Source organism: Xanthomonas sp. AM6 (genome assembly GCF_025665335.1).
Lineage (GTDB): Bacteria > Pseudomonadota > Gammaproteobacteria > Xanthomonadales > Xanthomonadaceae > Xanthomonas_A.
This window is the reverse complement of record NZ_CP106869.1, coordinates 1497132-1520929: the sequence shown is the minus strand read 5'-3', so window position 1 is coordinate 1520929 and position 23798 is coordinate 1497132. Positions and strand designations below refer to the sequence as shown.

The following is a 23798-nucleotide window of genomic DNA, read 5'->3' as shown; positions in this document are numbered from 1 at the left end:
GCGGGACGATCGGCGACACCCGTCGCGACTGAGGTCGCTCCCACACCGGCATCGCGCCGACTGCAGCGGCCGCACGACCAAGCATCCATTGCAGCGGCTTCGGCTGTGCTGGCCGCGGCCCATCCTCAGCGTGGCGACCAGTGTTGCGGCCCGTTGCCTTGCGCGCCCAGCGCATCGGCGGGATTGCTCAGCCGGCAGCGGCGCAGCGACAGGCAGCCGCAGCCGATGCAGTCGGTGAGCTGGTGGCGCAACTGGGTCAGCTGCAGGATGCGCGCGTCCAGTTCCTGGCGCCAGGCCGCCGACATCCGCGCCCACTCCGCACGCGTGGGCGTGCGCGCATCGGGCAGCTGCGCGAACGCGGCCTTGATGCTCTCCAGCGGCATGCCGACGCGCTGCGCGACGCGGATCACCGCCAGCCGGCGCAGCACGTCGCGCGCATAGCGGCGCTGGTTGCCGGCAGTGCGCAGGCTGCGGATCAGGCCCTTCTTCTCGTAGAAGTGCAGCGCGGAGACCGCTACCCCGCTGCGTTGGGCGACCTGCCCCACGCTCAGTTCCTCGTGCATCGCTTGACCTCGAGTCCGGTTGAGGTTGCATGCTGCGCGCCCGCTCCCTGCCACGCAAGCAGCCGCCGGATGCTTGCCTCCTTCGCACAAGGCCCTGAAATGACCGACGCCGCGCCACCCCTCCGCCAGCACCGCGACACCGCCGTGCAGACGCCGCCGGCCGCATCCGTTGCCGATTCGGTGCTGGCCCCGCGCTACCGCGCCACCACGCTGGGCATGGTCGCGCTGGTGTCGCTGGTCGCCTTCGAGGCGCTGGCGGTGGCCACCGCGATGCCGACCGTGGCGCGCGAACTGGACGGGCTGCGGCTGTACGCGCTGGCGTTCGGCGGCACCCTGGCCACCAGCGTGATCGGCATGACCGTGGCCGGGCGCTGGAGCGACCTGCGCGGCCCGGCGGCGCCGCTGTGGGCGGGCCTGGCGTGCTTCGTGCTTGGCCTGCTGCTGGCCGGGCTGGCGGCGTCGATGCCGATGCTGCTGGCCGGACGGCTGGTGCAGGGCCTGGGCGCCGGCGCGATCTCGGTGGCGCTGTACGTGCTGGTCGCGCGCCTGTATCCGCAGGCGCTGCGGCCGCGCATCTTCGCCGCGTTCTCGGCCGGCTGGGTGGTGCCGTCGCTGATCGGGCCGAGCGTCAGCGGCCTGATCGTCGAGCACGTCGGCTGGCGCTGGGTGTTCCTGGCGGTCCCGCTGCTGGCGCTGCCGTCGGCGGCGCTGTTGCTGCCGTCGCTGCGGCGCCTGCCGCAGGCCGCCGCGCCGGCGCGCTCGAGTTCCGCGCCGCTGCTGTGGTCGGTCGGCGCGGCGGCCGGGGTCTGCCTGCTGTATCTGGGCGGCCAGCAACGCGGCGCCGCGGCGGCGGCCACGGTGCTGCCGGCGCTGGCGCTGCTGCTGGCCTGCGCGTGGCGGTTGCTGCCGCGCGGCAGCCTGCGCGCCGCGCGCGGGCTGCCCAGCGTGATCGCGCTGCGCGGCATCGCCGGCTCGGCGTTCTTCGGCTGCGAGGCGTTCCTGCCGCTGCTGCTGTCGCGCGAGCGCGGCCTGTCGCCGACCTGGGCCGGCGTGGCGCTGAGCGCCGGCGCGCTGGGCTGGTTCGCCGGCTCCTGGTACCAGGGCCACTACGGCCGCGACGGCACGCGCGTGCGCCGCTTGCGCGTGGGCGGCGCGCTGATGACGCTGGGCATCGCGGCCACCGCGCTGGCGTTGCTGCCGGCGGTCCCCGCCGCGGTGGCGATCGGCGGCTGGACCGCCACCGGCCTGGGCATGGGCCTGATCTACCCGACCCTGTCGGTGCTGACCCTGACCCTGTCGCCGCCGGCGCAGCAGGGCGCGAACAGCTCGGCGCTGCAGTTGAGCGAGGCGCTCGCGGTGGCGACCACGCTGGCGGTCGGCGGCTCGCTGTTCGCGGCGCTGCTGGCGCAGTCGGTGCTCGCGGCGTACCTGTCCACCTTCGCCGTGGCCGCACTGCTGGCGCTGCTGGGCTTCGGCATCGCCGGCCGCACCCAGCCGCCGGCGCCGCGCTAGCGCCGGCGGCTACTGCCGCTGCGCCCAGGCCTGCACGATGGCGGCGATGGCGCGCACACCGTCGGTCAGGGCGGCCGGGCCCGGCTGCAGGATCAACGGCGACTTGATCTCGAACAGCTGGCCGTCGCGCACCGCCGGGATCGCCGCCCAGCCCGGCCGCGCGGCCACGCGCTCGGGGCGGAAGCGCTTGCCGCACCACGAGCCGAGGATGATGTCCGGCGCGCGCCGCACCACTTCGTCGCCGTTGGCCAGGATCCGCGCCTTGGCCAGCGGCTCGGCCGACAGCTCCGGAAACACGTCGTCGCCGCCGGCGATGCGCACCAGTTCGGCGACCCAGCGGATGCCGGTGATGATCGGCTCGTCCCATTCCTCGAAATACACCTTCGGCCGCCGCGGCAGCGTCCCGGCCTGCGCGGCGACGGCGGCCAGCCCCCGTTCGAGCTCGTCCGCATAGGCCGCGGCGCGCGCGCCGGCGCCGACCAGCGCGCCGAGCCGGCGCACGTAGTCGAGAATGCCGTCGACGCTGCGGTGGTTGGCGATCCACACCTCCACGCCGTTGCGCACCAGCTCGGCGGCGATCTCGGCCTGGATGTCGGAAAAGCCGATCGCCAGGTCCGGCTGCAGCTTCAGGATCTCGCCGATCTTGGCGCTGGTGAAGGCGCTGACCTTGGGCTTGTCGCGGCGCGCCTGCGGCGGGCGCACGGTGAAGCCGCTGATGCCGACGATGCGGTCCTGCTCGCCGAGCGCGTACAGCGTCTCGGTGGGTTCCTCGGTCAGGCAGACGATGCGCCGCGGGCCCATCTCAGTCCGCCACCGGCATGCGGAAGTACACCACGCGCTCGGTTTCCTCGAAGCCGCAGGCGCGGTGCGCGGCCTGCGCCGCGGCGTCGTCGATCAACGCATCGGAGGCCAGTTCGGTGCAGCCCTGCGCGCGGGTCCACTCCAGCACGTGGCGCAACAACGCGCGGCCGACCCCGCGGCCGCGCCACGCCGGCACCACGTACCAGCCTTCCAGGAAGCCCACCGGCGAACTGTCGGTGCCGTTGACGTAGTCCTGGCGCAAGGTGGCGTCGGCGAAGCCGATCGCCTGGCCGTCGGCGGCGAAGGCCAGGAAGTTGGCCCCGTCCTCGCGCTGCAGCGCTTCGGCCACGCCGCCGAACGCGTCGCTCTCGTCCGGCCACAAGGCCTCGCGCAGCGCCGCCCAGGCGCGCAGGTCGGCGGCACCGGCGGGGCGGACCGAGAAGGCCTCGCTCACGGGAACAGCATCCGCTTGGACCAATGGCCGGCGGGGTCGGCGTCGTAGCGCCAGCGCTCGTGCAGGCGGAACTTGCCGCCGTACCAGAACTCGAAGCTGCGCGGCACCACGCGGAAGCCGCTCCAGCCCTCCGGGCGCGGCACCTCGCGGCCCTCGAAGCTGGCCTCGGCCTTGGCCACGCGCTCCTCGAACTCCTCGCGCGACTGCAGGGTGCGCGACTGCGCCGAGGCCCACGCGCCGATCTGGCTCATGCGCGGGCGCGAGGCGAAGTACGCATCGGCCTCGGCCGCGGCCACCAGCTGCACCTCGCCGTCGATGCGCACCTGCACGCCGTCCTCGCGCATGCGCCGCCACAGGAACAGCAGCGAGGCCTGCGGGTTGGCCTGCAGTTCGCGGCCCTTCTGGCTGTCCAGGTGGGTGTAGAACACGAAGCCACGCGCGTCGTAGGCCTTCAGCAGCACCACCCGCGAGGACGGCCGCGCCTCCAGCGTCGCCGAGGCGACGACCATCGCGTTGTATTCGGCCTCGTCGCTGTCGCGCGCCTCGGCGAACAGCTCGGCGAACGTGGACAGGGCTTCGGCGTAGAGATCGGGCATGGCGCAAGGCACTCGGCGGACGATGCCGCCATTGTCGCGCCATGCGCGGCGCGACGCACGCGCCGCCGCGGCCGGCCTGCGCCGCGGGCGCGTCTGCTAGCATCGACGGATGAATCCCGCCCCCAATCTCGTGCTGGTCGGCCCGATGGGAGCCGGCAAGAGCGTCATCGGCCGGCGCCTGGCCGAGCGCTTCAGCCTCGCCTTCGTCGATAGCGACCAGGCCATCGTCGAGCGCACCGGCGCGAGCATCGCCTCGCTGTTCGAGCACGCCGGCGAAGCCGGCTTCCGCGAACACGAACGCGCGGTGCTGGCAAGCGTGCTGAGCACGCCCGGCCACCTCATCTCCACCGGCGGCGGCGCGGTGCTCGACGCCGACAGCCGCCGCGAGATGCGCGAGCACGGCTTCGTGGTGTACCTGCGGGTCAGCGTGGCCTCGCAGCTGCAGCGCCTGCAGCGCGACCGCAGCCGCCCGCTGCTGCAGCGCGGCGACCGCGAACAGGTGCTGCACGCGCTGCACGCGGTGCGCGAGCCGCTGTACCGCGAGGTCGCCGACCTGATCCTGGACACCGACCACCTCAATCCCGCCGAGGCCACCGCGCAGCTGGTCGTGCGCCTGGCCGCGTCGTGGAAGCTTCCGGAACCCACTGCATGACTGTTTCCCTGCGTACCGTCCAGGTCGATGGCGACCCGGCCTACTCCATCCACATCGGCCCGGGCCTGCTCGACGACGGCGTGCGCCTGGCCGAGCACGTGCGCGGCCGCCACGTGCTGCTGCTCAGCGACAGCAACGTCGCCCCGCGGTACGCCGCGCAACTGCGCGGCGCGCTGCTGGCCGCGCGCCCGGAGCTGACGATCGGCGCGCTGGTGATCCCGGCCGGCGAGGCGTCCAAGACCCTGGACAGCTTCGGCGCGGCGATCACCGCGCTGGCCGAGCTCGGCGCCACCCGCGACGCCTGCGTGCTGGCGCTTGGCGGCGGCGTGGTCGGCGACCTGGCCGGCTTCGCCGCCGCCTGCTGGATGCGCGGGGTGGACTGCGTGCAACTGCCGACCACGCTGCTGGCGATGGTCGATTCCTCGGTCGGCGGCAAGACCGCGGTGGACATCGCCCAGGGCAAGAACCTGGTCGGCGCGTTCCACCCGCCGCGCGCGGTGCTGGCCGACACCGCCACGCTGCGCAGCCTGCCGCCGCGCGAACTGCGCGCCGGCCTGGCCGAGGTGATCAAGTACGGCGCGATCCGCGACCCGCTGTTCTTCGAATGGCTGCACGCCGAACGCCACGCGCTGCTGGCCGCCGAGCCGGCCGCGCTGGCGCAGGCGATCGCGCGCAGCTGCGAGCACAAGGCCGAGATCGTGGCCCGCGACCCGCTGGAGAAGGGCGAACGCGCCCTGCTCAACCTCGGCCACACCTTCGGCCACGCGATCGAGACCGAACAGGGTTACGGCGCGCCGGGCAACGACAACCTCAACCACGGCGAAGCGGTGGCGGTGGGCATGGTGCTGGCGGCCGACCTGTCGGCGCAGCTGGGCATGGCCGGCGCGCAGGACGGCGAACGGCTGCGCGCGCTGCTGGCCGACTTCGGCCTGCCCACCGCGCTGCCGGCCGGCCTCGCGCCGCAGGCGCTGCTGGCGCGGATGCGGCTGGACAAGAAGAACCTCGCCGGGCGCCTGCGGCTGGTGCTGTGGCGCGGCATCGGCCAGGCCGAAGTGGTGCCGGACGTGGACGAGGCGGCGGTGCTGGCGGTGCTGGAGGCCGCGGTGCAGGCGGCGTAGCGCAGCCCGCCGCGCCGAGGCATCCATCTGCCCTCGGTGGCCGGCTCGCCGCAAGTCCCTGTGGGAGCGAGTCCGGGTGGCCTCGGGCCATCAGTCGCGACGAGCGAGGTGGTGGGCCTCACGACGTCGGACAGCGTCGGGACTGACGTCCATCCCACAGTGCACTCAGCCAGCATGCCCGCGTGCCTGCACGACGCCCGGGGCGCAGGCCTGCGCCAGGACGCGCCCGCCCCGGGACTTCGCGCGTCGTCCAGGGTTCAGCGCGCCGGCAAATGCACGCGTCGCGCCAGCCGCCTGCCGCCGCGCCTGCCCGACGACCGCGGCACAAACGTCCTCCCGGCTTCCCTACCCGCCCCATAACGCGCGCCCGGTGCCGACGCCGCCACGGCCTGCGACCGGTACAATCGGCGGCATGCGCGTCTTCCTACAGCAACGCCCCGGCGGCAACGAGCCGCCGCGCTACATCCAGCTGACCCTGCAACCGGACCTGTTCGGCGGCTGGGAACTGCTGCGCGAAAGCGGCCAGATCGGCGGCCGCGCGCAGCTCAAGCGCGAGCAGTACCTGCTGCAGGACGAGGCCCACGCCGCCTTCGAGAAAGCCCGCGATGCGCAACTCAAGCGCGGCTTCCAGGTCATGTTCACCCGCGGCGCCGACGCCCCGCGCTAAGGAAACCCCATGCTCAAGAACGACCGCCTGCTGCGCGCGCTGCGCCGCGAGCCCGTGGACCAGACCCCCGTGTGGCTGATGCGCCAGGCCGGGCGCTACCTGCCCGAGTACCGCGCCACCCGCGCCCGCGCCGGCAGCTTCCTGGCCATGGCCAAGACCCCGGAACTGGCCTGCGAGGTGACCCTGCAGCCGCTGGAGCGGTTCCCGCTGGACGCGGCGATCCTGTTCTCCGACATCCTCACCATCCCCGACGCGATGGGCCTGGAGCTGTATTTCGTCGAGGGCGAAGGCCCCAAGTTCAAGCATCCCGTGCGCGATGCGGCGGCGATCGCCCGGCTCGGCGTGCCGGACATGGAGACCGAGCTGCGCTACGTGATGGACGCGGTGCGGGTGATCCGGCGCGAGCTGGACGGCCGCGTGCCGCTGATCGGCTTCTCCGGCAGCCCGTGGACGCTGGCCTGCTACATGGTCGAAGGCGGCGGCAGCGACAACTACGCGCGGATCAAGGCGATGGCGCTGAACGACCCGGCGGCGCTGCACCGCCTGCTGTCGGTCAACACCGACGCGGTGATCGCCTACCTGGCGGCGCAGCGCGCGGCCGGCGCGCAGGCGCTGCAGGTGTTCGACACCTGGGGCGGCGTGCTGAGCCCGGCGATGTACCGCGAGTTCTCCCTGCCCTACCTGCAACGCATCGCCCGAGAACTGCCGCGCGGCGACGGCGCGCAGCGCACCCCGCTGATCCTGTTCGGCAAGGGCAACGCGCCGTACCTGGAGGAACTGGCCGCCTCCGGCGCCGAAGGCCTGGGCGTGGACTGGACCGTCGACCTGGCCGAGGCCGCACGCCGCACCGGCGGCCGCGTTGCGCTGCAGGGCAACCTCGACCCGGCGACGCTGTACGGCGCACCGGCGGCGATCGAGCGCGAAGTGCAGCGCGTGCTGCACAGCTACGCCGACGGCAACGGCTCGCCGGAAGGCCACGTGTTCAACCTCGGCCACGGCCTGTCGCCGGACATGCAACCCGAGCACGTCGGCGCGCTGGTCGCCGCGGTGCAACGGCACAGCCGGCGTGCTCAGGCATAGCGCGCGCACCAAGCCGTCGCAACCGATGGGCGCCTTCCCGCGCATCGGTTACGCAGGGGCGACACAACGCGCGCTTGCGCCATCTTGCAGTCGGGACTGAAGTCCCTCCCACAATGCACCGGCCTGCTCGCCGCCCATCCCTGCAGGAGCGGCTTCAGCCGCGACGAACGAAGCGGTGGACCCGACAGCTCCAGACACCGTCGGGACTGAAGCCCCTTCGACAGTGCACCCAGCCGGCCCACCGCAAGCCCACTGTAGGAGCGACTTCAGTCGCGACGAAAGAAGCCGCAGGCTCGAAGGCTCCGGACACTGTCGGGGCTAAAGCCCCTCCTACAGTGCACCCAGCCGGCTCGCCGCAAGCCCCTGTAGGAGCGACTTCAGTCGCGACGAGCGAAGCGGCAGGCTCGAAGGTTCCGGACACTGTCGGGGCTAAAGCCCCTCCTACAGTGCACCCAGCCGGCTCGCCGCAAGCCCCTGTGGGAGCGACTTCAGTCGCGACGAGCGAAGCGGCAGGCTGGAAGGCTCCGGACACTGTCGGGGCTAAAGCCCCTCCTACAGTGCACCCAGCCGGCGCGCCGCAAGCCCCCTGTAGGAGCGACTTCAGTCGCGACGAACGAAGCGGCAGGCTCGAAGGCTCCGGACACCGTCGGGGCTGAAGCCCCCTACAGTGCACCCAGCCGGCTCGCCGCAAGCCCCTGTGGGAGCGACTTCAGTCGCGACGAACGAAGACGGCTCGTTTCCAGGCGTCGGACACCATCGGGACTGAAGTCCCCCCGACAGAAAACGCGCGCGATGCGCCTTGATCCGCCATCGCATCGAGGCGGCAACCCGCGGCAGCCGTCACAACCGCTCGCCGTTGCACGACACCGCGACGCGGGATGCGCGATCCTGTACGCCCCCCGCGTTGCCGTGCGTGCCGATGTCCGCGCCCTCCCCCGATCCGATCTCCGTCCCGAACTACCGCAGTTTCCGCCCGCTGCTGTGGCTGGTGTCGCTGGCCATCTTCATGCAGATGCTCGACGCGACCATCGTCAACACCGCGCTGCCGGCAATGGCGCGCAGCCTGGGCGAAAGCCCGCTGCAGATGCAATCGGTGGTGTTCAGCTATGCGCTGGCGGTGGCGATGTTCATCCCCGCCTCGGGCTGGATCGCCGACCGCTACGGCACGCGCCGCACCTTCCTGGCCGCGATCGTGCTGTTCACCCTCGGTTCGCTGCTGTGCGCGGCGGCGCCGCGCCTGCCCTACCTGGTCGCGGCGCGGGTGCTGCAGGGCATCGGCGGGGCGATGCTGCTGCCGGTCGGGCGCCTGGCGGTGATGCGCTCGGTGTCGCGCGAGCAGTTCCTGAGCGCGATGAGCTTCATCGCGATCCCGGCGCTGATCGGGCCGCTGGTGGGGCCGACGCTGGGCGGCTGGCTGGTGCAGGTGGCCTCGTGGCACTGGGTGTTCCTGATCAACCTGCCGATCGGCGCGATCGGCTTCGTCGCGGCGCTGACGGTGATGCCCGATTTCCACGGCGAGCAGCGCACCTGCTTCGACCTGATCGGCTACGCGATGCTGGCCTTCGGCATGGTCGCGCTGTCGCTGGCGCTGGACGGGATCTCCGAGCTGGGCCTGCGCCATGCGTTCGTCATGCTGCTGGCGATCGCCGGCCTGGCCGCGCTGATCGGCTACTGGCTGCACGCGGCCAGCGCCACCGCACCGCTGTTCCCGCTGCACCTGTTCAAGGTGGTCAGCTTCCGCATCGGCATCCTCGGCAACCTGTTCGCGCGCGTGGGCAGCGGCAGCATGCCGTTCCTGATCCCGTTGCTGCTGCAGGTGGGCCTGGGCATGAGCCCGATGCGCGCCGGGCTGATGATGGTGCCGGTGGCGCTGGCCGGCATGGCCGCCAAGCGCGCGGCGGTGAAACTGGTGGAGCGCTACGGCTACCGGCGGGTGCTGATGACCAACACGGTGCTGGTCGGCGTGGCGATGGCCAGCTTCGTGCTGTTCGACGCCGGCCAGGCGCTGGGCTGGCGGCTGCTGCAGCTGGCGCTGTTCGGCGCGGTCAATTCGCTGCAGTTCACCGTCATGAACACGGTGACGCTGCGCGACCTGGACAGCGACCAGGCCAGCGCCGGCAACGGCCTGCTGTCGATGGTGATGATGCTGGCCACCGGCTTCGGCGCCGCGGCCGCGGGCAGCCTGCTGGCGGCCTTCAACACCCACCTCGGCGACACCCACGGCGCCACCGCCGCGCTGCACGCCACCTTCGTCTGCGTCGGCGCGATCACCCTGACCTCCACGCTGATCTTCTGGCAGCTGCCCGATACGCGGCCGCATCCCAGGCAGGTGGAGGAGGTGGCCGAGTAGCGGGGATTCGGGAGTCGGGATTGGGGATCGGCAAAGGCGGGCTCGCTGCGTCTGACGTTTTGCCTCCTTACCAGGCCTTGTGCCGAGTTGAACCACTGCCATGACCACGCCATCGCGCGCCAAAGCCGGCACGCGCGCAGCGCCGCGTTTACGAATCCCCAATCCCCAATCCCGAATCCCGGCCCCCCAGCACCGCCTCGATCGCCTCGGCCAGCATGTCACCCGTCACCGGCTTGCGCAGGAAACCGTCGAAGCTGGCCGCACGGGCCTGCGGTTCGGCGTCGGCGTCGGCGCGCGCGGTGACCGCGATCAGCGGCATCTCGTAGCCGAACACGCGCAGTTGCCGCGCCAGCGCCAGGCCGTCCAGGCCGGGCAGGTCCAGGTCCAGCAAGGCCACGTCGAACGTGCTGGCGGCCACGTCGGTCAGCGCCGCCAATGCGTGCGCAGCGTGGGTGACGTGGTGGCCGCGCGCGCTCAGCAGGCCGCTGACGACCTCGGCGACGGTGGGGTCGTCCTCGACCAGCAGGATGCGCAGCGACCGGCGCGGGGCCGGCGTCTCGCGCTCGCCGCGGACGCCGGGGCGCAGCGGTGCCGGGACCCAGGGCAGCGGCAGGTCGACGATGAAGCGAGTGCCGACGCCGAGCCTGCTATGCAGTTCCACGCGCCCGCCCATCGCCACCGCCAGCTCCTGGCAGATCGCCAGGCCCAGCCCGCTGCCGCCATAGCGCGCGGCGGTGCGCGGGCCGTCGGCCTGCTCGAAGCGCTGGAACAGCCGCGCCTGCTGCTCGGCGTTGATGCCCGGGCCGGTGTCGGCGACCTCGAAGCGCACGCCCTGGTCGCCGTTCAATGGCGCCACGCGCAGGGTCACGCCGCCATGGTCGGTGAACTTGATCGCGTTGTTGAGCAGGTTCAGCAGGATCTGCCGCACCCGGGTCGCGTCGCCGCTGGCGGTGACCTCGGCCGGCATCGCATTGTCCATTTCGAACGCCAGGCCGCGGCTGTGCGCCATCGGCGCCATCATCGCCTCCAGTTCGGCGATCAGCTGGCCCAGGTCGAACGGTTGCTGGTCCAGTTCCAGGCGCCCGGCCTCGATCCGCGCCAGGTCCAGCGCGTCGTTGACCAGGCGCAGCAGGTGCGCGCCGGCGCCGCGGATCGATTCGGTGTAGCCGCGCTGCTTCGGATCCAGCGGCGTGGCCAGCAGCAGTTCGCTCATGCCCAGCACCCCGGTCATCGGCGTGCGCACCTCGTGGCCGAGCGTGGCCAGGAAGCGGGTCTTGGCCAGCGACGCCTGTTCGGCCAGCTCCTGCTTGTGCAGCGCCAGTTGCCACGCGTTGCGCCGGCGCAGGCGGCGCCGGTACTGGTGGGAGAGCAGCCACAGCGCCAGCAGCACCAGCACCGCCAGCCCGGCGATGCCCCAGGGGCTGCGCCACCACGGCGGCAGCACGCGGAAGCGCAACGTGGCGACCTTCGACCACACCTTGTCGGCGGTGCGCGCCTGCATCTCCAGGGTGTAGTGGCCGGACGGCAGGCGCGAGAACAGGCGTTCGCCGCTGGCGCCGACGTCGACCCAGTCCGGGTCGTAGCCGCTGAGCCGGAACCGGTAGGTATTGGCGTCGGTGTCGGAGAACGACAGCAGGCGGGCGACGACGTGCAGGTCGCGGTCGCCTTCCTGCAGGGCGATGCTGCCGGCGTGCAGCAGGTCCAGCGCGCGCTCGCCGCGGCGCACGCCGATGCGCTCGATGACCAGCGGCGGCTGCCGCCGCGACGGCACCACCTGGCCCGGCTCGAACAGCACCACGCCGTCGGGCGTGCCGCCGAGGATCTGCCCGCTGCGCGCCTGGGTCAGGGTCTGCGCGCGGAATTCCTGGTTGGGCAGGCCGTCGTGCACGCTGTAGGAGCGGATCGCCTTGCTCGCCGGGTCGACCCGGATCAGCCCGCGCACGCTGCTCAGCCAGGCCACGCCGCTGGCGTCGACCACCAGCCCGTTCGGCGCCAGCGCCGGGAACTCCTGCTCGCCGTCGATGCGGTCGAGCAGGCTCAGGCGCGCGCCGTCCCACAGGTAGCGCTCCAGGCGGCCGACGCTGGCCAGCCAGACCACGTTGCCGTCGGTGAGGGTGAAGGCGCTCAGCGCCCGCGCCGGCGCACCCGGCACCGGCGCGAAGCGCTCGCTGGTCGCATCCCAGGCCAGCGCGCCATGCTGGCCGAGCACCCAGGGCTGGCCCAGCGGGCCGGGCCGGGCGTCGTCCACGGTCAGCTCCGACGGCAGCCCGTCGGCGCCCGGAGCGATATTGCGCAGCACATGCCCGTCCAGGTCGCGCAGCTGCGCGCCGCCGATCTCGCCGAACAGCCACAGGCGCCCGTCGCCGGCGACCATCATCCGGTCGACCTCGCCGGGCATCGGCGCATCGGCGCCGTCCTGCCGGCCCCAGCGCCGCACCTCGCCGCTGACCGGGTCGTAGCGCAGCACCGCCCCCGGCGCCGCCGCCCACACCCGGCCCTGGCCGTCCTCGACGATCGCGCGCGCCCAGTCGCGCCCGAACAGCGCCATGATGTGGTGGCGTACCGCACCGGTGGCCGGATCCAGCTTGTCCAGCACCCCGCGCGTCCCCGCCAGCCACACGCCGCCGTCGCGCGAGGGCGCGGTCGCGATCACGTAGGGATTGCCCATCGAGCCGGGATCGTCGACCCGGTACGACAGCACCGAGAACTGCCGCCAGTTGGCCGGCAGGTACCACAGGCCGGCGTTGAAGCTGGCGAACCACAGGTCGCCCTCGCGGTCCTCGAACGCCAGCGACCAGTTCGGCTTGACCAGCCCGTGCGCGGAGTTGCTGTACAGCGGCACGTTGTGGATCAGCCCGGCCTCGCTCTCGCGGCCCAGGCCGTCCAGCGTATCGAACCAGCGGTTGCCATGGCGGTCGTGGACCAGCATCCCCAGCACGCTCTCGCTGGGCATGTTGCGCCAGTACGGCGCCACCACGCTGCCGTCGGCGCGCAGCAGGCGCGCACCGCCGGCGTTGGCCACCCACAGCGTGCCGTCGCGCTCGGGGGTCAGCCCCTGCACCTCCGGCCGCGGCAGCGCCGAGGCCGGCAGCCGCTCGAAGTCGTGGCCGGTCCAGCGCGCCAGGCCGCCGCGCGTGCCCACCCACAGGGTGCCGTCGGGCGTGGTGGTCAGAAAGGTCACCGCGGGCGACGGCAGGCTGCGCTCATCGCCCGGCATCGGCATGTAGCGGCTCAGCGTGCCGTCCGCCTGCAGCCGGTCCAGGCCGCCGTTGGCGGTGCCGAACCAGATGCTGCCGTCGGGCGTGGACGCGATCGCCCAGACCGTGGCGCCGCCGATCTGCGGGTAGTTGCTGCGGTCGTAGTAGCGGAACGTGCGCCGGTCCGCCGAGAGCATGCCCATGCCGGCGTTCTGGGTGCCGAACCAGACCCGGTTCTGCGTGTCCACGTGCACGGTCCAGATCTTGTTGTCGCGCAGCCCGTCCTCGATCCGCCAGATGCGGTAGCCGCGGCCGTCGAACCGCGCCAGGCCGTCGCTGCTGGCCAGCCACAGGTAGCCGAGCCGGTCTTCGGCGAAGCCGTTGATACTGTTGGACGGCAGGCCGTCGGCCACGGTCAGCTGGCGCGGCTGCGGCGTCGGCGGCACTGCCGCGACGGCGGCGGCCGACCACAGCAACAGCAGCCATCCCAAGATCCTTCTCGACCGCATCGTCGTCTCCCTGTGCGCGGGCTGCGCTGTCCCCGATGCCCTTCGCCATCGTCGGCGATAAGCGTCGCCGCTGGCAACAGATGCCGGGATTCGGGATTCGGGATTCGAAAAGCGCCGCATGCCGGTGTGCTGCTCGGCTGCGCCGTCCGGCGAGACCCTACGCGTTCCGAATCCCGTGTCCCGCGTCCCGGGTCCCGGCCTGCGCCTCCATCGCTGCCCTGATCGCCTCGGCCAGCATGTCGCCGGTGACCGGTTTACGTACGAAGCAGGCGAACCCGGCCGCCTTGGCCGCGGCCTCGGCCTCGCCGTCGGAACGCGCGGTGACCGCGATCAGCGGGAAGTCGTAGCCGAGCGCGCGCAGTTGCCGCGCCAGCGCCAGGCCGTCGAGCGCCGGCAGGTCCAGGTCCAGCAGGGCCAGATCGAAGCTGGCCTGGGTCGCCTCGGTCAGCGCCTCCAGGCCGTGCGCGGCGCAGACCACGTGGTGGCCGCGGCTGCGCAGCAGTTCGGCCATCACCTGCGCCACGGTGGGTTCGTCCTCGACCAGCAGCAGCCGCAGCGGCGCCTGCGCCTGCGGCCCCGCCGACGGCGGCAGCGGCGTCGCGGTCTCGGCGGCCTGCGGCCGCCAGCGCAGCGGCAGCGTCACCCGGAAGCGCGCGCCATGCCCGAGCCGGCTGTCGACCTGGATGCGCCCGCCCATCGCCACCGCCAGTTCCTGGCTGATCGCCAGGCCCAGCCCGCTGCCGCCGTAGCGCGCGGCGGTACGCGGGCCGTCGCCCTGCTCGAAGCGCCGGAACAGCCGCGCCTGCTGCTCGGCGCTGATGCCCGGGCCGGTGTCGGCCACTTCTACGCACAGCCCGTGGCCGGGCTGCAGCGGCGACACACGCAGCGTCACCGAGCCGCTGGCGGTGAACTTGATCGCATTGCCGACCAGGTTGAGCAGGATCTGCCGCACCCGCACCGCGTCGCCGTTGACGATCACCGCACCGGGCAGCGCGTCGTGGTGTTCGAAGCGCAGACCGCGCGCCTGCGCCAGCGGCGCCATCAGGTTCACCACCTCGGCGATCAGCGCCTGCAGCGCGAACGGCTGCAGTTCCAACTGCAGATGCCCGGCCTCGATCCGCGCCAGGTCCAGCGCGTCGTTGACCAGGTGCAGCAGGTGCGTGCCGGCGCGGCGGATCGATTCGGTGTAGCCGCGCTGTTTCGGATCCAGCGGCGTGGCCAGCAGCAGTTCGCTCATGCCCAGCACGCCGGTCATCGGCGTGCGCACCTCGTGGCCGAGCGTGGCCAGGAAACGGGTCTTGGCCAGCGAGGCCTGCTCGGCCACTTCCTGTTTGTGCAGCGCCAGTTGCCAGGCGTGCTGGCGGCGCAGGCGGCGGCGATAGGCGCGCAGCGAGACCAGCAGCAGCAGCGCGCCGGCGGCGAGCAGCCCGGCGATGCCCCAGACGCTGCGCCACCACGGCGGATAGACCCGGAACGGCAGCCGCAGCGTCGGCGACCAGGCGCCGTTGCGGGTGCGCGCCTGCACCTCCAGCACGTGCTCGCCGGCCGGCAGCTGCGGCAGCGTGCGCTCGCCGCTGGCGCCGACCGCGACCCAGGTGCGGTCGTAGCCGGGCAGGCGGAAGCGGTAGCCGATCCCCTCCGGATCGACGAACGACAGCAGCCGCGCCACCACGCGCAGGTCGCGGTCGTCCGGCTGCAGGGCGAAGCCGCCGGCCACCGGCAGCGCCAGCAGCCGCTCGCCGCGGCGCACCTGCACGCTCTCCATGCTCAGCGCCAGCGGCACCGACGGCGGATCCGGCAGCCGCGTGTCCAGCAAGGCCACGCTGCCGTCGGCGGTGGCGGCCACCAGCACGCCGTCGGCGGCCATCGACAGCCCGCGCGCGACCACTTCCTGACTGCTCAAGCCGTCGCGCGCGCCGAATGCACGCACCGCCGGCGTGTGCCGCGGATCGATCCGGAACAGGCCGCGGCGCATGCCCAGCCAGGCGCGGCCCTGCCGGTCGACGACCAGGCCCTGCGACTCGGTCGCCGGCACGCCCTCGGCCGCCGCGTAGCGATGCACCTGCCGCCAGTGCCCGCCCTCGCGCCGCCACAGCTCGAGCCCGGACAGCCGGTGCACCCACAAGGTCCGCGCATCGGCGAAGGCGAACGCCTGCACCCGTTCGCCGGCGAACTCCGGCGCCGCGCGGAACTGCCCGGCGGCGGCGTCCCAGTAGTGTAGGCGCTCGGCCGCCAGCCACGGCGTGCCGTCCGGCGCCAGGTCGAACGCGGCGATATCGGCGGCCGCGGCCAGGCCGCGCTGCGGGCCGGCGATGTCGTCCAGCACGCGGCCGTCGGACAGCGCGCGCACCTGCACGCCGAAACCGGGCGCGGCCACCCACAGGCTGCCGTCGGCGCGCTGGCGCAGCCAGGTGTTGATGCCGATCTCAGGCGTGGCATCGGCCGCCGAACTGCGACTCCAGCCGTGCAGCGCGCCGCCGCCGGCCGGACCGCGCAGCAGCATGCCACTGCTGCCCAGCCACAGCGTGCCGCTGCCGTCCTCCAGCACCGACAGCAGGCGCAGGCTGGGCAGGTCGGGCGTCCACGCCGGCGCGCTGAGCGTGCCGCTGGACGGCTGCAGCTTGTAGACGTGGCCGCCGTTCCCGGCCAGCCACACGCCGCCGTCGCGGGCCGGCGCCAGGCCGGCATACAGATCCGGCGCCAGGCCTTGCGCCGGCCCCAGCACCGCCAGCCGCCGCCAGTCCGGGCGCAGGTAGCCCAGGCCGCGGGTCGGCAACGACACCCACAGCCCGCCTTCCTTGTCGCGCAGCATGCCCACCACCACGTTGCTGCCGGACACCGCCGCTTCGCCCGTGCCGACGTGGCGCAACGCGCCGTCGGCCGGCTTGTGCCACAGCCCCTGGCCGTTGCCGATCCAGTAGCCGCCGCTGCCGTCCTCGGCCATGGACAGCACCCCGCGCTGCAGCGCGCCGGTCCAGTCGGCCCGCTGCCAGCGCTCGTCGGCGCCGAGCCGGTACAGGTTGCCGTTGGCGCTGACCCACAGGCCGTCGGACAGCGCGATCACCGCGGCCACCTTCTGCCGCGCGTCGGTGGCGTCGGGCAGCCTGTAGGCGCTGGCGCGGCTGCCGTCGTAGCGCACCAGGCCCCTGATGGTGCCGACCCACAGCACCCCGGAGGCATCGAACGCCAGGCCCACCACCGCGCTGTCGAGCATCGCGTCGACCTCGCTGTCGCCGGCCTGGATGCGCTGCACGCGCCCGTCCGCGGCCAGCCGGTACAGGCCGCCGGCATAGGTGCCGAACATCACCGTGTCGCCGCGGCTGGCGATCGCGAACACGTCGTCGCTGCGCATCGCCGGTTGCGTGGCCGTGTTGAAATGGCGGAAGCCGCGGCGTGCGCCATCGAGCATGCTCAGGCCGCCGCCTTCGCAGGCGACCCAGACCCGGTTGCGCGCATCGACGTGCAGTTCCTGCACGTAGTTGCAGCGCAGCGACTGCGGGTCGGCCGGATCGTGGCGCCAGACGCGGAACTCGCGGCCGTCGTAGCGGGCCAGGCCGTCGCCGCTGGCGATCCACAGGTAGCCATCGCGATCCAGACCCAGCCGCGAGATCTCGCTGGACGGCAATCCCTGCTCGGCGCCGAGCACGCGGAACCGCGGCAGCGCCGGCACCGCGGCCAGGGCGCTGGCGCCGCAGCCGGCGAGCACCAGCAGCAGGCAGGCGAGCGTCCAGGCGCGCCGCAGGCGTCGAGGACGGGGGATTTGCATCGACATCGGCTCCAGCGGCAGTGAACGATCGGCGGCGGATGAACACCGGCGCACCGCCGGGGCCGGGCGCGCACCGCGCGCCCGCTCCGTGCCGCCCTTGCGCGGCAGCGTTCTTATACCCCGCGGCACCCGAAAAATCACACCCGGCCATGCCATGCAACGAACCATTGCGCGCGGCGCAGGCGCAGCCGGCGCGGACTGCGCCTAGAATCCGGCCTATTCCCTCGCCTGGCCCGCCCATGCTCCAGCGCTGCCTCACCGCCCTGCTGCTGATCTGCCCGACCGCCGCGCTGGCGGCGCCGGCGCAGTACGCGCTGGACCCGGTGCACACCCGCGTGCTGTTCGCGATCGAGCACGCCGGCTTCTCCAAGGCGCTGGGCACCGTGTCCGGCAGCACCGGCAGCCTGCTGTTCGACCCGGACGACTGGCGCAGCGCGCGGCTGGACGCGCGGGTGCCGCTGCAGCGGCTCGACCTGGGCGACGAAAAATGGAACCGCGCGGCGCTGGCGCGCAACCTGCTCGACGGCGAGCGCCATCCCGAGGCGCATTTCGTTTCCACCCGGATCGAGCCGATCGACGCCACCCACGCCAAGGTGTTCGGCACGCTGACCCTGCACGGGGTCAGCCGCGAGATCGCGCTGGAGGTGACCCTCAACGCGCTGAAGCGGCATCCGCTGCCGCCGTTCCGCCGTACCGTCGGCTTTTCCGCCACGACGACGCTGCAGCGCGCCGACTTCGGCATCGATGCCTGGCCGTCGGTGATCGGCGGCGCGGTCGAACTGCGCATCGAGGCCGAAGCCACCCGCAGCAGCGGCGCCGACGCCGCGCCGGCCGACCCCGCCGCTCCTTCAACCGACCTCCCCTCGCCCAGCCCCAGCCAGGAACCCACGCCATGACCGCCAGGAACACCGAACGCTGGGGCGGCGTCAGCCAGACCCTGCATTGGCTGATCGCCGCGCTGATCCTGCTGCTCGGCGTGGTCGGCCTGACCATGGGCGAGTTGCCGAAGACGCCCAAGTACTTCTGGGTCTACACCGCGCACAAGTCGCTCGGGCTGACCGTGCTGGCGCTGGTGATCGCGCGGCTGGGCTGGCGCCTGTACGCCGGCGCGCCCAAGCCGGTGCCGGGGACGCCGGGCTGGCAGGAACGCATCGCCGGCGCCACCCACGCGCTACTGTACCTGCTGATCTTCGCCATGCCGCTGTCCGGCTGGCTGTACGACTCGACCAGCGGCCTGCGCCCGTTCCGCTGGTTCGGCCTGGTCGCCGTGCCCAAGCTCAGCGCCCCCGATCCGCAGCTGCGCGACCTGTCGCACGCCATCCACGAATGGGGCTTCTGGATCCTGATCGCGGTGGTGCTGGCGCATGCCGGCGCCGCCTTCTACCACCACCTGTTCCAACGCGACGCCACCCTGGCGCGGATGTTGCCGCGCGGTTGGCTGAGCCCCAAGTCCTGAGGAGTTCCCGCATGTCGTCCCGTTTCGCCTCCCCCGCCGCCGTCGCCGCCAGCCTGGTGGCGATGCTCGCCGCCGCCCCCGCGTTCGCCGCCGACTACGTGCAGGCGCCCGGCTCGAGCCTGGTGTTCGCCAGCAAGTACGACGGCGAAGTGTTCACCGGCCAGTTCCCCGGCTTCGACACCAAGCTCAGCTTCGACCCGGCCAACCTGGCCGCCAGCAAGCTCGAGGTGGCGATCCCGCTGGCCGGCGCCAAGAGCGGCAACGCCGACCGCGACTCCACCCTGCAGGGCGCCGACTTCTTCAACGTCGCCAAGTTCGCCACCGCCCACTACCGCGCCGACAAGTTCCGCGCGCTGGGCAACAACCAGTACGCCGCCGACGGCACCCTGGAACTGCGCGGCGTGACCAAGCCGGTGACCCTGACCTTCACCTGGACCCCGGGCGCGCAGCCGGTGCTGGCCGGCAAGGCCACCGTCAAGCGCCTGGATTTCGGCGTCGGCGGCGGCGACTGGGCCGACACCAAGACCATCCCCAACGAAACCGCGATCAGCACCAAGGTCGTGTTCAAGGCGAAGTGATTCGCCACAGGCCGTCGCGCACGCGCGGCCACTGGGCGGCGGATTCCCTCGTCGGGTCCGCCGCTTTTTTTGTGCCCGGGCAGGCGCGCCGCGGCCGGCCATCGTGCCGGCGGCGCGGAGCGCGATCGCAGGCCGGCGCGTGCCGCTCGCAGGCCAGGGGCCGGCCGACGTCGCGCGCTGCCGCGCATGCCACACTTGCCGCATGCAACAGCACCTCTTCGAGACCGCGCGCCTGCTCGGCCGCCACCTGCGCCCGTCCGACGTCGATGCCTTGGTCGCGGTCTACGGCGATGCCGAGGCCATGCGCTGGGTCGGCGACGGCGAGCCGCTGAGCCGCGCGCAGTGCGCAGAATGGGTGGCCGTGTCCGAGCGCAACTACCGCACGCGCGGCTACGGCATGTCTGCGCTGGTGGAGCGCGCCAGCGGCGCGACCGTCGGCTTTTGCGGGCTGGTGCATCCGGCCGGCCAGGCCGAGGCCGAACTGAAGTACGCGTTCAGGCGCGACCACTGGGGACGCGGACTGGCGACCGAAGCGGCGCGGGCGATGCTGGCCTATGCGCGCGAGGGGCTGGGCCTGCGCCAGGCGATCGCGACCGCGTATCCGCAAAACCTGGCCTCGCTGCGCGTGCTGCGCAAGGCCGGCATGCAGCCGGCGCCGACCCGCACGGACGCGGACGGCACGCGCATCTGCTGTTTCGTCTGGCATGCGGCCGCGCCGCCGGCAAGCGGGGAATCGCACGGCGCCACGTTCCCGGCCGACCCGGCAGCGGAATAGACGCGCGGCGCTTGCTGCGGCGACAGCAGCCGGCCCCGCCGGACCGGCGCGATCGCCGCTTGCCGCGCGGCGCTCAGTAGGCGAAGCGCTCGCCCGCCAGCGGCGGCGTCGCCGCCGGCTGGCGCAACGCGTGCGTGCGCTGCTCGAAGGCGAAGCCGTAACCCAGCAGCCGCTGCTCGCTGGATTCCGGGCCCATGAACGACACCCCGACCGGCAGGCCGTCGGCGGTGACCCCCGCCGGCACCGTCAGCTCGGGCCAGCCGGCCACGCTCGCCAGGCCTGGGCCGAAGTTGCCGAACAGGCCGCGCGCGTTGCGTTGCGCGGGTTCTCCGATCCGGTTGATGCGCATGGTCTGGGTCGGATAGACGATCGCGTCGAGGCGGTACCGGGCCACGATCGCCTGCATCGACGCCTTGAAGAACTGGCAGCCTGCTCGCGCGCGGCGAGATAGGTCGCATCGGTCGGCGGCAACGCCGCGGCTTCCTCGCGGTAGCCGTCGCGCCGCCCCGGATTGGCGAAGGCGCCGGCCGGCGTCGACGCGTTGAGCGCCTCGCTCAGCGCCAGGATGTCGGCATGGCGCCTGGGATAGCGCGGCGGGAACGACGCCGGCAGGTACGCATCGAGGCTGGGCGCCGATTCGGTGCGCACGATGATGGCCTGCAGCTCGCCGCTCAGGCGCAGCAACCACGGCGGCAGTTCGATCTCCACCACCGACGCGCCGCTCGCGCGCAGCGCGTCGAGCGCGGCCTCCATCGCCGCGTCCACCTGCGGATCGTCCCCGGAAAAGTCGCGCCGCGCAAAGCCGATGCGCGCCCCGCGCAGCGCATCGGCGCGCAGGCCGAACCTGGCATCGGCGGGGGAGCGGCCGTCCGCGTCGCGCGCCGCCGCCGGCCGCCGCTCCGCGTCTTCCAGCACGCTCAGGACCAGCGCGGCATCGGCGACGGAGCGCGCGATGGGACCGACCGCATCGAGCGTGGGCGCATTCGGCTGGATGCCCGCATAACTGATCGCGCCGGTGGTCGGGCGCAGGCCGACCACGCCGTTGGTCGCCGCAGGCCAGCGCGCCGAGCCGGTGGTGTCGGTCGCGATCCCCACCGGCGCGTAGCCGGCCGCGACGCCGACGGCGGTGCCGCTGGACGAGCCGGCCGGGCTGTAGGCGAGATTGTGCGGATTGCGCGTCTGCCCGCCCAGCGAGCTCATCGGCGGCCCCGACGCCAACTCGCTCAGGTTGACCTTGGCCAGGATGATGGCGCCCGCCGCACGCAGCCGCGCGACCACCGCCGCGTCCGCGTACGGCACCGCGTCGCGCAGGCCGTAGAAGCCGAGCGTGGTGGGAAGGTCGCCGGTGTTGATGTTGTCCTTCAGCAGCACCGGGATGCCGTGCAGCGGCGAGCGGCGCCCGCTGGCGCGGCGCTCGGCGTCCAGCGCGCGGGCCTGCTCCAGCGCGTGCGGATTGAGGCTGATGATCGCGTGCAGCTGCGGGTCGTAGGCGGCGATCCGCGCCAGCGACAGGGCCACCAGCCGCTCCGAACTCAGGGCGCCGCTGTCGATCGCGCGGTTGATCTGGGCGATGTCCGCAGTCTGCAGATCGAACCGGCCATGCGCGCGGTCGTGCGCCTGGTCGCGCGCTGCGGCGACGCCCCACAGCAACGCCAGCGCCGCCATACCGGCACGGTAGGAAAGCCTCATCTCGCCACCTCGGGGGTTGTCGCCATGATCGGGATGACCTGCGCTGCGCCCGCGCCAGCCCGCTATTGCCGCCCGGCCGCCAGCCAGGCGCGTACCCGCGGCGGATCGAACGGCCACTGCAGTTCGCGCCCGGCCGCATCGCGCAGCACCGGCACGCGCTCGCCGTAGCGCGCTTCCAGGTCCGCGGCGCCGTCGATGAACACGCTGTCGAGCTCGCCCACGCGCGCCTGCGCCAGCACCGCCAGCGCCTGGTCGCACAGGTGGCAATCGTCGCGCTGGTACAGGGTCAGGGACATCGCGGCGGCTCCGATGCTGCGCTGCGGGCGCCCACGCGGGGCCAGGGGCATAGAATAGACGGTCTTTGGCCTTCCACCTCTCCGGCACGCATGGCTGTCAGCACGTTCGACCTGTTCAAGATCGGCATCGGGCCGAGTTCCTCGCACACCGTGGGGCCGATGCGTGCGGCCGAGCGCTTCGTGCACCGCTGGCTGCTGGATCCGGGCCGGCTCGGCGACGTGGTGCGGATCCGCGCCGAGGTGTTCGGCTCGCTGGCGCTGACCGGGCGCGGCCACGGCACCGACAAGGCGGTGCTGCTGGGCCTGGAGGGCCAGCGCCCGAACCTGATCGACCCGGACATCATTCCCGGCACGCTGGAGCGCATCCGCAGCAGCAAGCGCATCAACCTGATGGGCCAGCACGCCATCGCCTTCGACGAGAAGCGCGACCTGGCGATGAACAAGCGGCAGAAACTGCCGTACCACACCAACGGCATGCGCTTCACCGCCTACGCCGCCGACGAGGCGGTGATCGCCACGCGCGACTATTACTCGGTCGGCGGCGGCTTCGTGGTCAACCAGGACGATGCCGCCGACGACCGCATCGTCGCCGACGAGACCCCGCTGCCCTACCCGTTCAGGAGCGGCGACGAACTGCTGGCGCAGGCGCAGCGCAGCGGCCTGAGCATCGCCGCGCTGATGTTCGAGAACGAGAAGTGCTGGCGCAGCGAGGACGAGATCCGCGCCGGCCTGCGCGAGATCTGGGACGCGATGCAGGCCTGCGTGGCGCGCGGCATCCGCGAGGAAGGCACCCTGCCCGGCGGCCTGCACGTCTCGCGCCGCGCGCCGGCGCTGTACCGCGAACTGTCGTCCAAGCCGGAGGCGGCGATGCGCGACCCGCTGACCACGCTGGACTGGGTCAACCTGTACGCGCTGGCGGTCAACGAAGAGAACGCCGCCGGCGGGCGCGTGGTCACCGCGCCGACCAACGGCGCGGCCGGGATCATCCCGGCGGTGCTGCACTACTTCGACCGCTTCTGCCCGGGCAGCGACGAGCAACGCATCTTCGACTTCCTGCTGACCGCCGCGGCGATCGGCATCCTGTACAAGGAGAACGCCTCCATCTCCGGCGCCGAGGTCGGCTGCCAGGGCGAGGTCGGGGTGGCCTGCTCGATGGCCGCCGGCGGCCTGGTCGCCGCGCTCGGCGGCAGGCCGGGGCAGATCGAGAACGCCGCCGAGATCGGCATGGAACACAACCTCGGCCTGACCTGCGACCCGATCGGCGGGCTGGTGCAGATCCCATGCATCGAACGCAACGCGATGGGCGCGGTGAAGGCGATCAACGCCAGCCGCATGGCCATGCGCGGCGACGGCAAGCACAAGGTGTCGCTGGACAAGGTGATCAAGACCATGCGCGACACCGGCCGCGACATGCAGGACAAGTACAAGGAAACCAGCCGCGGCGGGCTCGCGGTGAACGTGATCGAATGCTGAACCGGCGCGCGCCGCGGCCTGCTGGCCCGGATGGGCCGCGCCGCGCCCGCGGCAGGCCAGGCGCCAGCGGCGGCCAGCTTTCGGCGGCCCAGGGCGCCCCGGCGCGCGCCCTGGCTCGCCGCGCGCCGGGCCTGCACGGCTGATCCCCCGCCGTGGCGGTCGCGATCGCCACGGTGTGGGCTTTTGCTGCAGTGCGGATAAAGATCCGTGCGCCAGCGCCGATAGCGACTGTGACGACTCGCCGATTCGGCACTGGAATGCTCTTG

19 protein-coding genes and 1 pseudogene are annotated in these 23798 nt (G+C 72.9%); 11 read left to right on the top strand and 9 right to left on the bottom strand.

The annotated features are described in order from the left end of the window. Positions 1 to 125: 125 nt before the first annotated feature. Complete coding sequence (gene soxR, locus OCJ37_RS06230) at positions 126 to 563, bottom strand: redox-sensitive transcriptional activator SoxR (RefSeq protein WP_263112809.1); 438 nt, start codon at positions 561 to 563, stop codon at positions 126 to 128. 99 nt (positions 564 to 662) lie between these two features. On the opposite strand from soxR, the gene OCJ37_RS06225 reads away from it, so the two are divergent. After that, positions 663 to 2075 (top strand): MFS transporter, encoded by a 1413-nt coding sequence (locus OCJ37_RS06225; RefSeq protein WP_263112808.1) that lies wholly within the window; start codon positions 663 to 665, stop codon positions 2073 to 2075. Positions 2076 to 2084: 9 nt separating this feature from the next. Here the strand turns inward: OCJ37_RS06225 and OCJ37_RS06220 are convergent, their stop codons facing one another. From OCJ37_RS06220 to pdxH, 3 genes are read right to left on the bottom strand one after another with little or no spacing between them, the layout of a single operon-like run. Then, positions 2085 to 2876, bottom strand: coding sequence for an ABC transporter substrate-binding protein (locus OCJ37_RS06220; protein WP_263112807.1), 792 nt, complete (start codon positions 2874 to 2876; stop codon positions 2085 to 2087). A gap of 1 nt (position 2877) precedes the next feature. Further along, positions 2878 to 3330, bottom strand: coding sequence for an aminoglycoside 6'-N-acetyltransferase (aac(6'), locus tag OCJ37_RS06215; RefSeq protein ID WP_263112806.1), 453 nt, complete (start codon positions 3328 to 3330; stop codon positions 2878 to 2880). Further along, on the bottom strand, positions 3327 to 3926 hold the full coding sequence (gene pdxH / locus OCJ37_RS06210) for a pyridoxamine 5'-phosphate oxidase (protein WP_263112805.1): 600 nt from the start codon (positions 3924 to 3926) through the stop codon (positions 3327 to 3329). The genes aac(6') and pdxH overlap by 4 nt, the downstream gene beginning before the upstream one ends. Positions 3927 to 4035: 109 nt before the next feature. Between pdxH and OCJ37_RS06205 the strand changes: the two genes are divergently transcribed. The 5 genes from OCJ37_RS06205 to mdtD all read left to right on the top strand — a co-directional run bounded on the left by OCJ37_RS06205 (position 4036) and on the right by mdtD (position 9793). Next, positions 4036 to 4578 (top strand): shikimate kinase, encoded by a 543-nt coding sequence (locus OCJ37_RS06205; protein WP_263112804.1) that lies wholly within the window; start codon positions 4036 to 4038, stop codon positions 4576 to 4578. Continuing rightward, positions 4575 to 5696 carry a 3-dehydroquinate synthase gene (gene aroB / locus OCJ37_RS06200; protein WP_263112803.1) on the top strand — a complete coding sequence of 374 codons (1122 nt, stop codon included), beginning with the start codon at positions 4575 to 4577 and terminating at the stop codon, positions 5694 to 5696. The genes OCJ37_RS06205 and aroB overlap by 4 nt, the downstream gene beginning before the upstream one ends. Positions 5697 to 6108: 412 nt before the next feature. After that, positions 6109 to 6363, top strand: a complete 255-nt coding sequence (locus tag OCJ37_RS06195) for a WGR domain-containing protein (protein ID WP_263112802.1) — start codon at positions 6109 to 6111, stop codon at positions 6361 to 6363. A gap of 9 nt (positions 6364 to 6372) precedes the next feature. Further along, positions 6373 to 7443: a uroporphyrinogen decarboxylase gene (hemE, locus tag OCJ37_RS06190; RefSeq protein WP_263112801.1), complete on the top strand. Its 1071-nt coding sequence runs from the start codon at positions 6373 to 6375 to the stop codon at positions 7441 to 7443. Positions 7444 to 8362: 919 nt separating this feature from the next. Further along, positions 8363 to 9793, top strand: coding sequence for a multidrug transporter subunit MdtD (gene mdtD, locus OCJ37_RS06185; RefSeq protein ID WP_263112800.1), 1431 nt, complete (start codon positions 8363 to 8365; stop codon positions 9791 to 9793). 148 nt (positions 9794 to 9941) lie between these two features. Here mdtD and OCJ37_RS06180 read toward each other — a convergent pair whose 3' ends face one another. Further along, positions 9942 to 13481, bottom strand: coding sequence for a hybrid sensor histidine kinase/response regulator (locus tag OCJ37_RS06180; RefSeq protein ID WP_263112799.1), 3540 nt, complete (start codon positions 13479 to 13481; stop codon positions 9942 to 9944). A gap of 175 nt (positions 13482 to 13656) precedes the next feature. Next, entirely contained in the window at positions 13657 to 17265 is a 3609-nt protein-coding gene (locus OCJ37_RS06175; RefSeq protein ID WP_263112798.1) for a hybrid sensor histidine kinase/response regulator, read from the bottom strand. A 239-nt stretch (positions 17266 to 17504) separates the two neighbouring features. Between OCJ37_RS06175 and OCJ37_RS06170 the strand changes: the two genes are divergently transcribed. The 4 genes from OCJ37_RS06170 to OCJ37_RS06155 all read left to right on the top strand — a co-directional run bounded on the left by OCJ37_RS06170 (position 17505) and on the right by OCJ37_RS06155 (position 20074). Further along, a complete protein-coding gene (locus OCJ37_RS06170) occupies positions 17505 to 18161 on the top strand; it encodes a YceI family protein (RefSeq protein WP_263112797.1) in 657 nt (218 codons plus the stop codon). Next, on the top strand, positions 18158 to 18721 hold the full coding sequence (locus OCJ37_RS06165) for a cytochrome b (protein WP_263112796.1): 564 nt from the start codon (positions 18158 to 18160) through the stop codon (positions 18719 to 18721). The genes OCJ37_RS06170 and OCJ37_RS06165 overlap by 4 nt, the downstream gene beginning before the upstream one ends. A gap of 11 nt (positions 18722 to 18732) precedes the next feature. Next, positions 18733 to 19299, top strand: a complete 567-nt coding sequence (locus tag OCJ37_RS06160) for a YceI family protein (protein ID WP_263112795.1) — start codon at positions 18733 to 18735, stop codon at positions 19297 to 19299. Between the two features lie 202 nt (positions 19300 to 19501). Next, on the top strand, positions 19502 to 20074 hold the full coding sequence (locus OCJ37_RS06155) for a GNAT family N-acetyltransferase (RefSeq protein WP_263112794.1): 573 nt from the start codon (positions 19502 to 19504) through the stop codon (positions 20072 to 20074). Positions 20075 to 20147: 73 nt separating this feature from the next. Here OCJ37_RS06155 and OCJ37_RS06150 read toward each other — a convergent pair whose 3' ends face one another. The 3 genes and pseudogenes from OCJ37_RS06150 to OCJ37_RS06140 all read right to left on the bottom strand — a co-directional run bounded on the left by OCJ37_RS06150 (position 20148) and on the right by OCJ37_RS06140 (position 22059). After that, positions 20148 to 20480 carry an amidase family protein gene (locus OCJ37_RS06150; RefSeq protein WP_263112793.1) on the bottom strand — a complete coding sequence of 111 codons (333 nt, stop codon included), beginning with the start codon at positions 20478 to 20480 and terminating at the stop codon, positions 20148 to 20150. Between the two features lie 293 nt (positions 20481 to 20773). Beyond that, a pseudogene (locus OCJ37_RS06145) lies at positions 20774 to 21739 on the bottom strand (amidase family protein); the annotation flags it as partial. A gap of 86 nt (positions 21740 to 21825) precedes the next feature. Continuing rightward, positions 21826 to 22059, bottom strand: coding sequence for a glutaredoxin family protein (locus OCJ37_RS06140; RefSeq protein WP_263112792.1), 234 nt, complete (start codon positions 22057 to 22059; stop codon positions 21826 to 21828). A 90-nt stretch (positions 22060 to 22149) separates the two neighbouring features. Between OCJ37_RS06140 and OCJ37_RS06135 the strand changes: the two genes are divergently transcribed. Beyond that, a complete protein-coding gene (locus OCJ37_RS06135) occupies positions 22150 to 23532 on the top strand; it encodes an L-serine ammonia-lyase (RefSeq protein WP_263112791.1) in 1383 nt (460 codons plus the stop codon). The last annotated feature ends 266 nt before the right edge of the window (positions 23533 to 23798 follow it).

What these genes read in the sequence shown, in the direction of transcription:
- aroB (WP_263112803.1), top strand. Translation starts at nt 4,575, where the DNA reads ATGACTGTTTCCCTGCGTACCGTCCAGGTCGATGGCGACCCGGCCTAC.
- mdtD (WP_263112800.1), top strand. Translation starts at nt 8,363, where the DNA reads ATGTCCGCGCCCTCCCCCGATCCGATCTCCGTCCCGAACTACCGCAGT.
- hemE (WP_263112801.1), top strand. Translation starts at nt 6,373, where the DNA reads ATGCTCAAGAACGACCGCCTGCTGCGCGCGCTGCGCCGCGAGCCCGTG.
- OCJ37_RS06150 (WP_263112793.1), bottom strand. Translation starts at nt 20,480, where the DNA reads ATGCAGGCGATCGTGGCCCGGTACCGCCTCGACGCGATCGTCTATCCG.
- OCJ37_RS06165 (WP_263112796.1), top strand. Translation starts at nt 18,158, where the DNA reads ATGACCGCCAGGAACACCGAACGCTGGGGCGGCGTCAGCCAGACCCTG.
- OCJ37_RS06175 (WP_263112798.1), bottom strand. Translation starts at nt 17,265, where the DNA reads ATGCAAATCCCCCGTCCTCGACGCCTGCGGCGCGCCTGGACGCTCGCC.
- OCJ37_RS06225 (WP_263112808.1), top strand. Translation starts at nt 663, where the DNA reads ATGACCGACGCCGCGCCACCCCTCCGCCAGCACCGCGACACCGCCGTG.
- OCJ37_RS06170 (WP_263112797.1), top strand. Translation starts at nt 17,505, where the DNA reads ATGCTCCAGCGCTGCCTCACCGCCCTGCTGCTGATCTGCCCGACCGCC.
- OCJ37_RS06155 (WP_263112794.1), top strand. Translation starts at nt 19,502, where the DNA reads ATGCAACAGCACCTCTTCGAGACCGCGCGCCTGCTCGGCCGCCACCTG.
- pdxH (WP_263112805.1), bottom strand. Translation starts at nt 3,926, where the DNA reads ATGCCCGATCTCTACGCCGAAGCCCTGTCCACGTTCGCCGAGCTGTTC.
- OCJ37_RS06135 (WP_263112791.1), top strand. Translation starts at nt 22,150, where the DNA reads ATGGCTGTCAGCACGTTCGACCTGTTCAAGATCGGCATCGGGCCGAGT.
- OCJ37_RS06140 (WP_263112792.1), bottom strand. Translation starts at nt 22,059, where the DNA reads ATGTCCCTGACCCTGTACCAGCGCGACGATTGCCACCTGTGCGACCAG.
- OCJ37_RS06205 (WP_263112804.1), top strand. Translation starts at nt 4,036, where the DNA reads ATGAATCCCGCCCCCAATCTCGTGCTGGTCGGCCCGATGGGAGCCGGC.
- OCJ37_RS06160 (WP_263112795.1), top strand. Translation starts at nt 18,733, where the DNA reads ATGTCGTCCCGTTTCGCCTCCCCCGCCGCCGTCGCCGCCAGCCTGGTG.
- OCJ37_RS06220 (WP_263112807.1), bottom strand. Translation starts at nt 2,876, where the DNA reads ATGGGCCCGCGGCGCATCGTCTGCCTGACCGAGGAACCCACCGAGACG.
- soxR (WP_263112809.1), bottom strand. Translation starts at nt 563, where the DNA reads ATGCACGAGGAACTGAGCGTGGGGCAGGTCGCCCAACGCAGCGGGGTA.
- OCJ37_RS06195 (WP_263112802.1), top strand. Translation starts at nt 6,109, where the DNA reads ATGCGCGTCTTCCTACAGCAACGCCCCGGCGGCAACGAGCCGCCGCGC.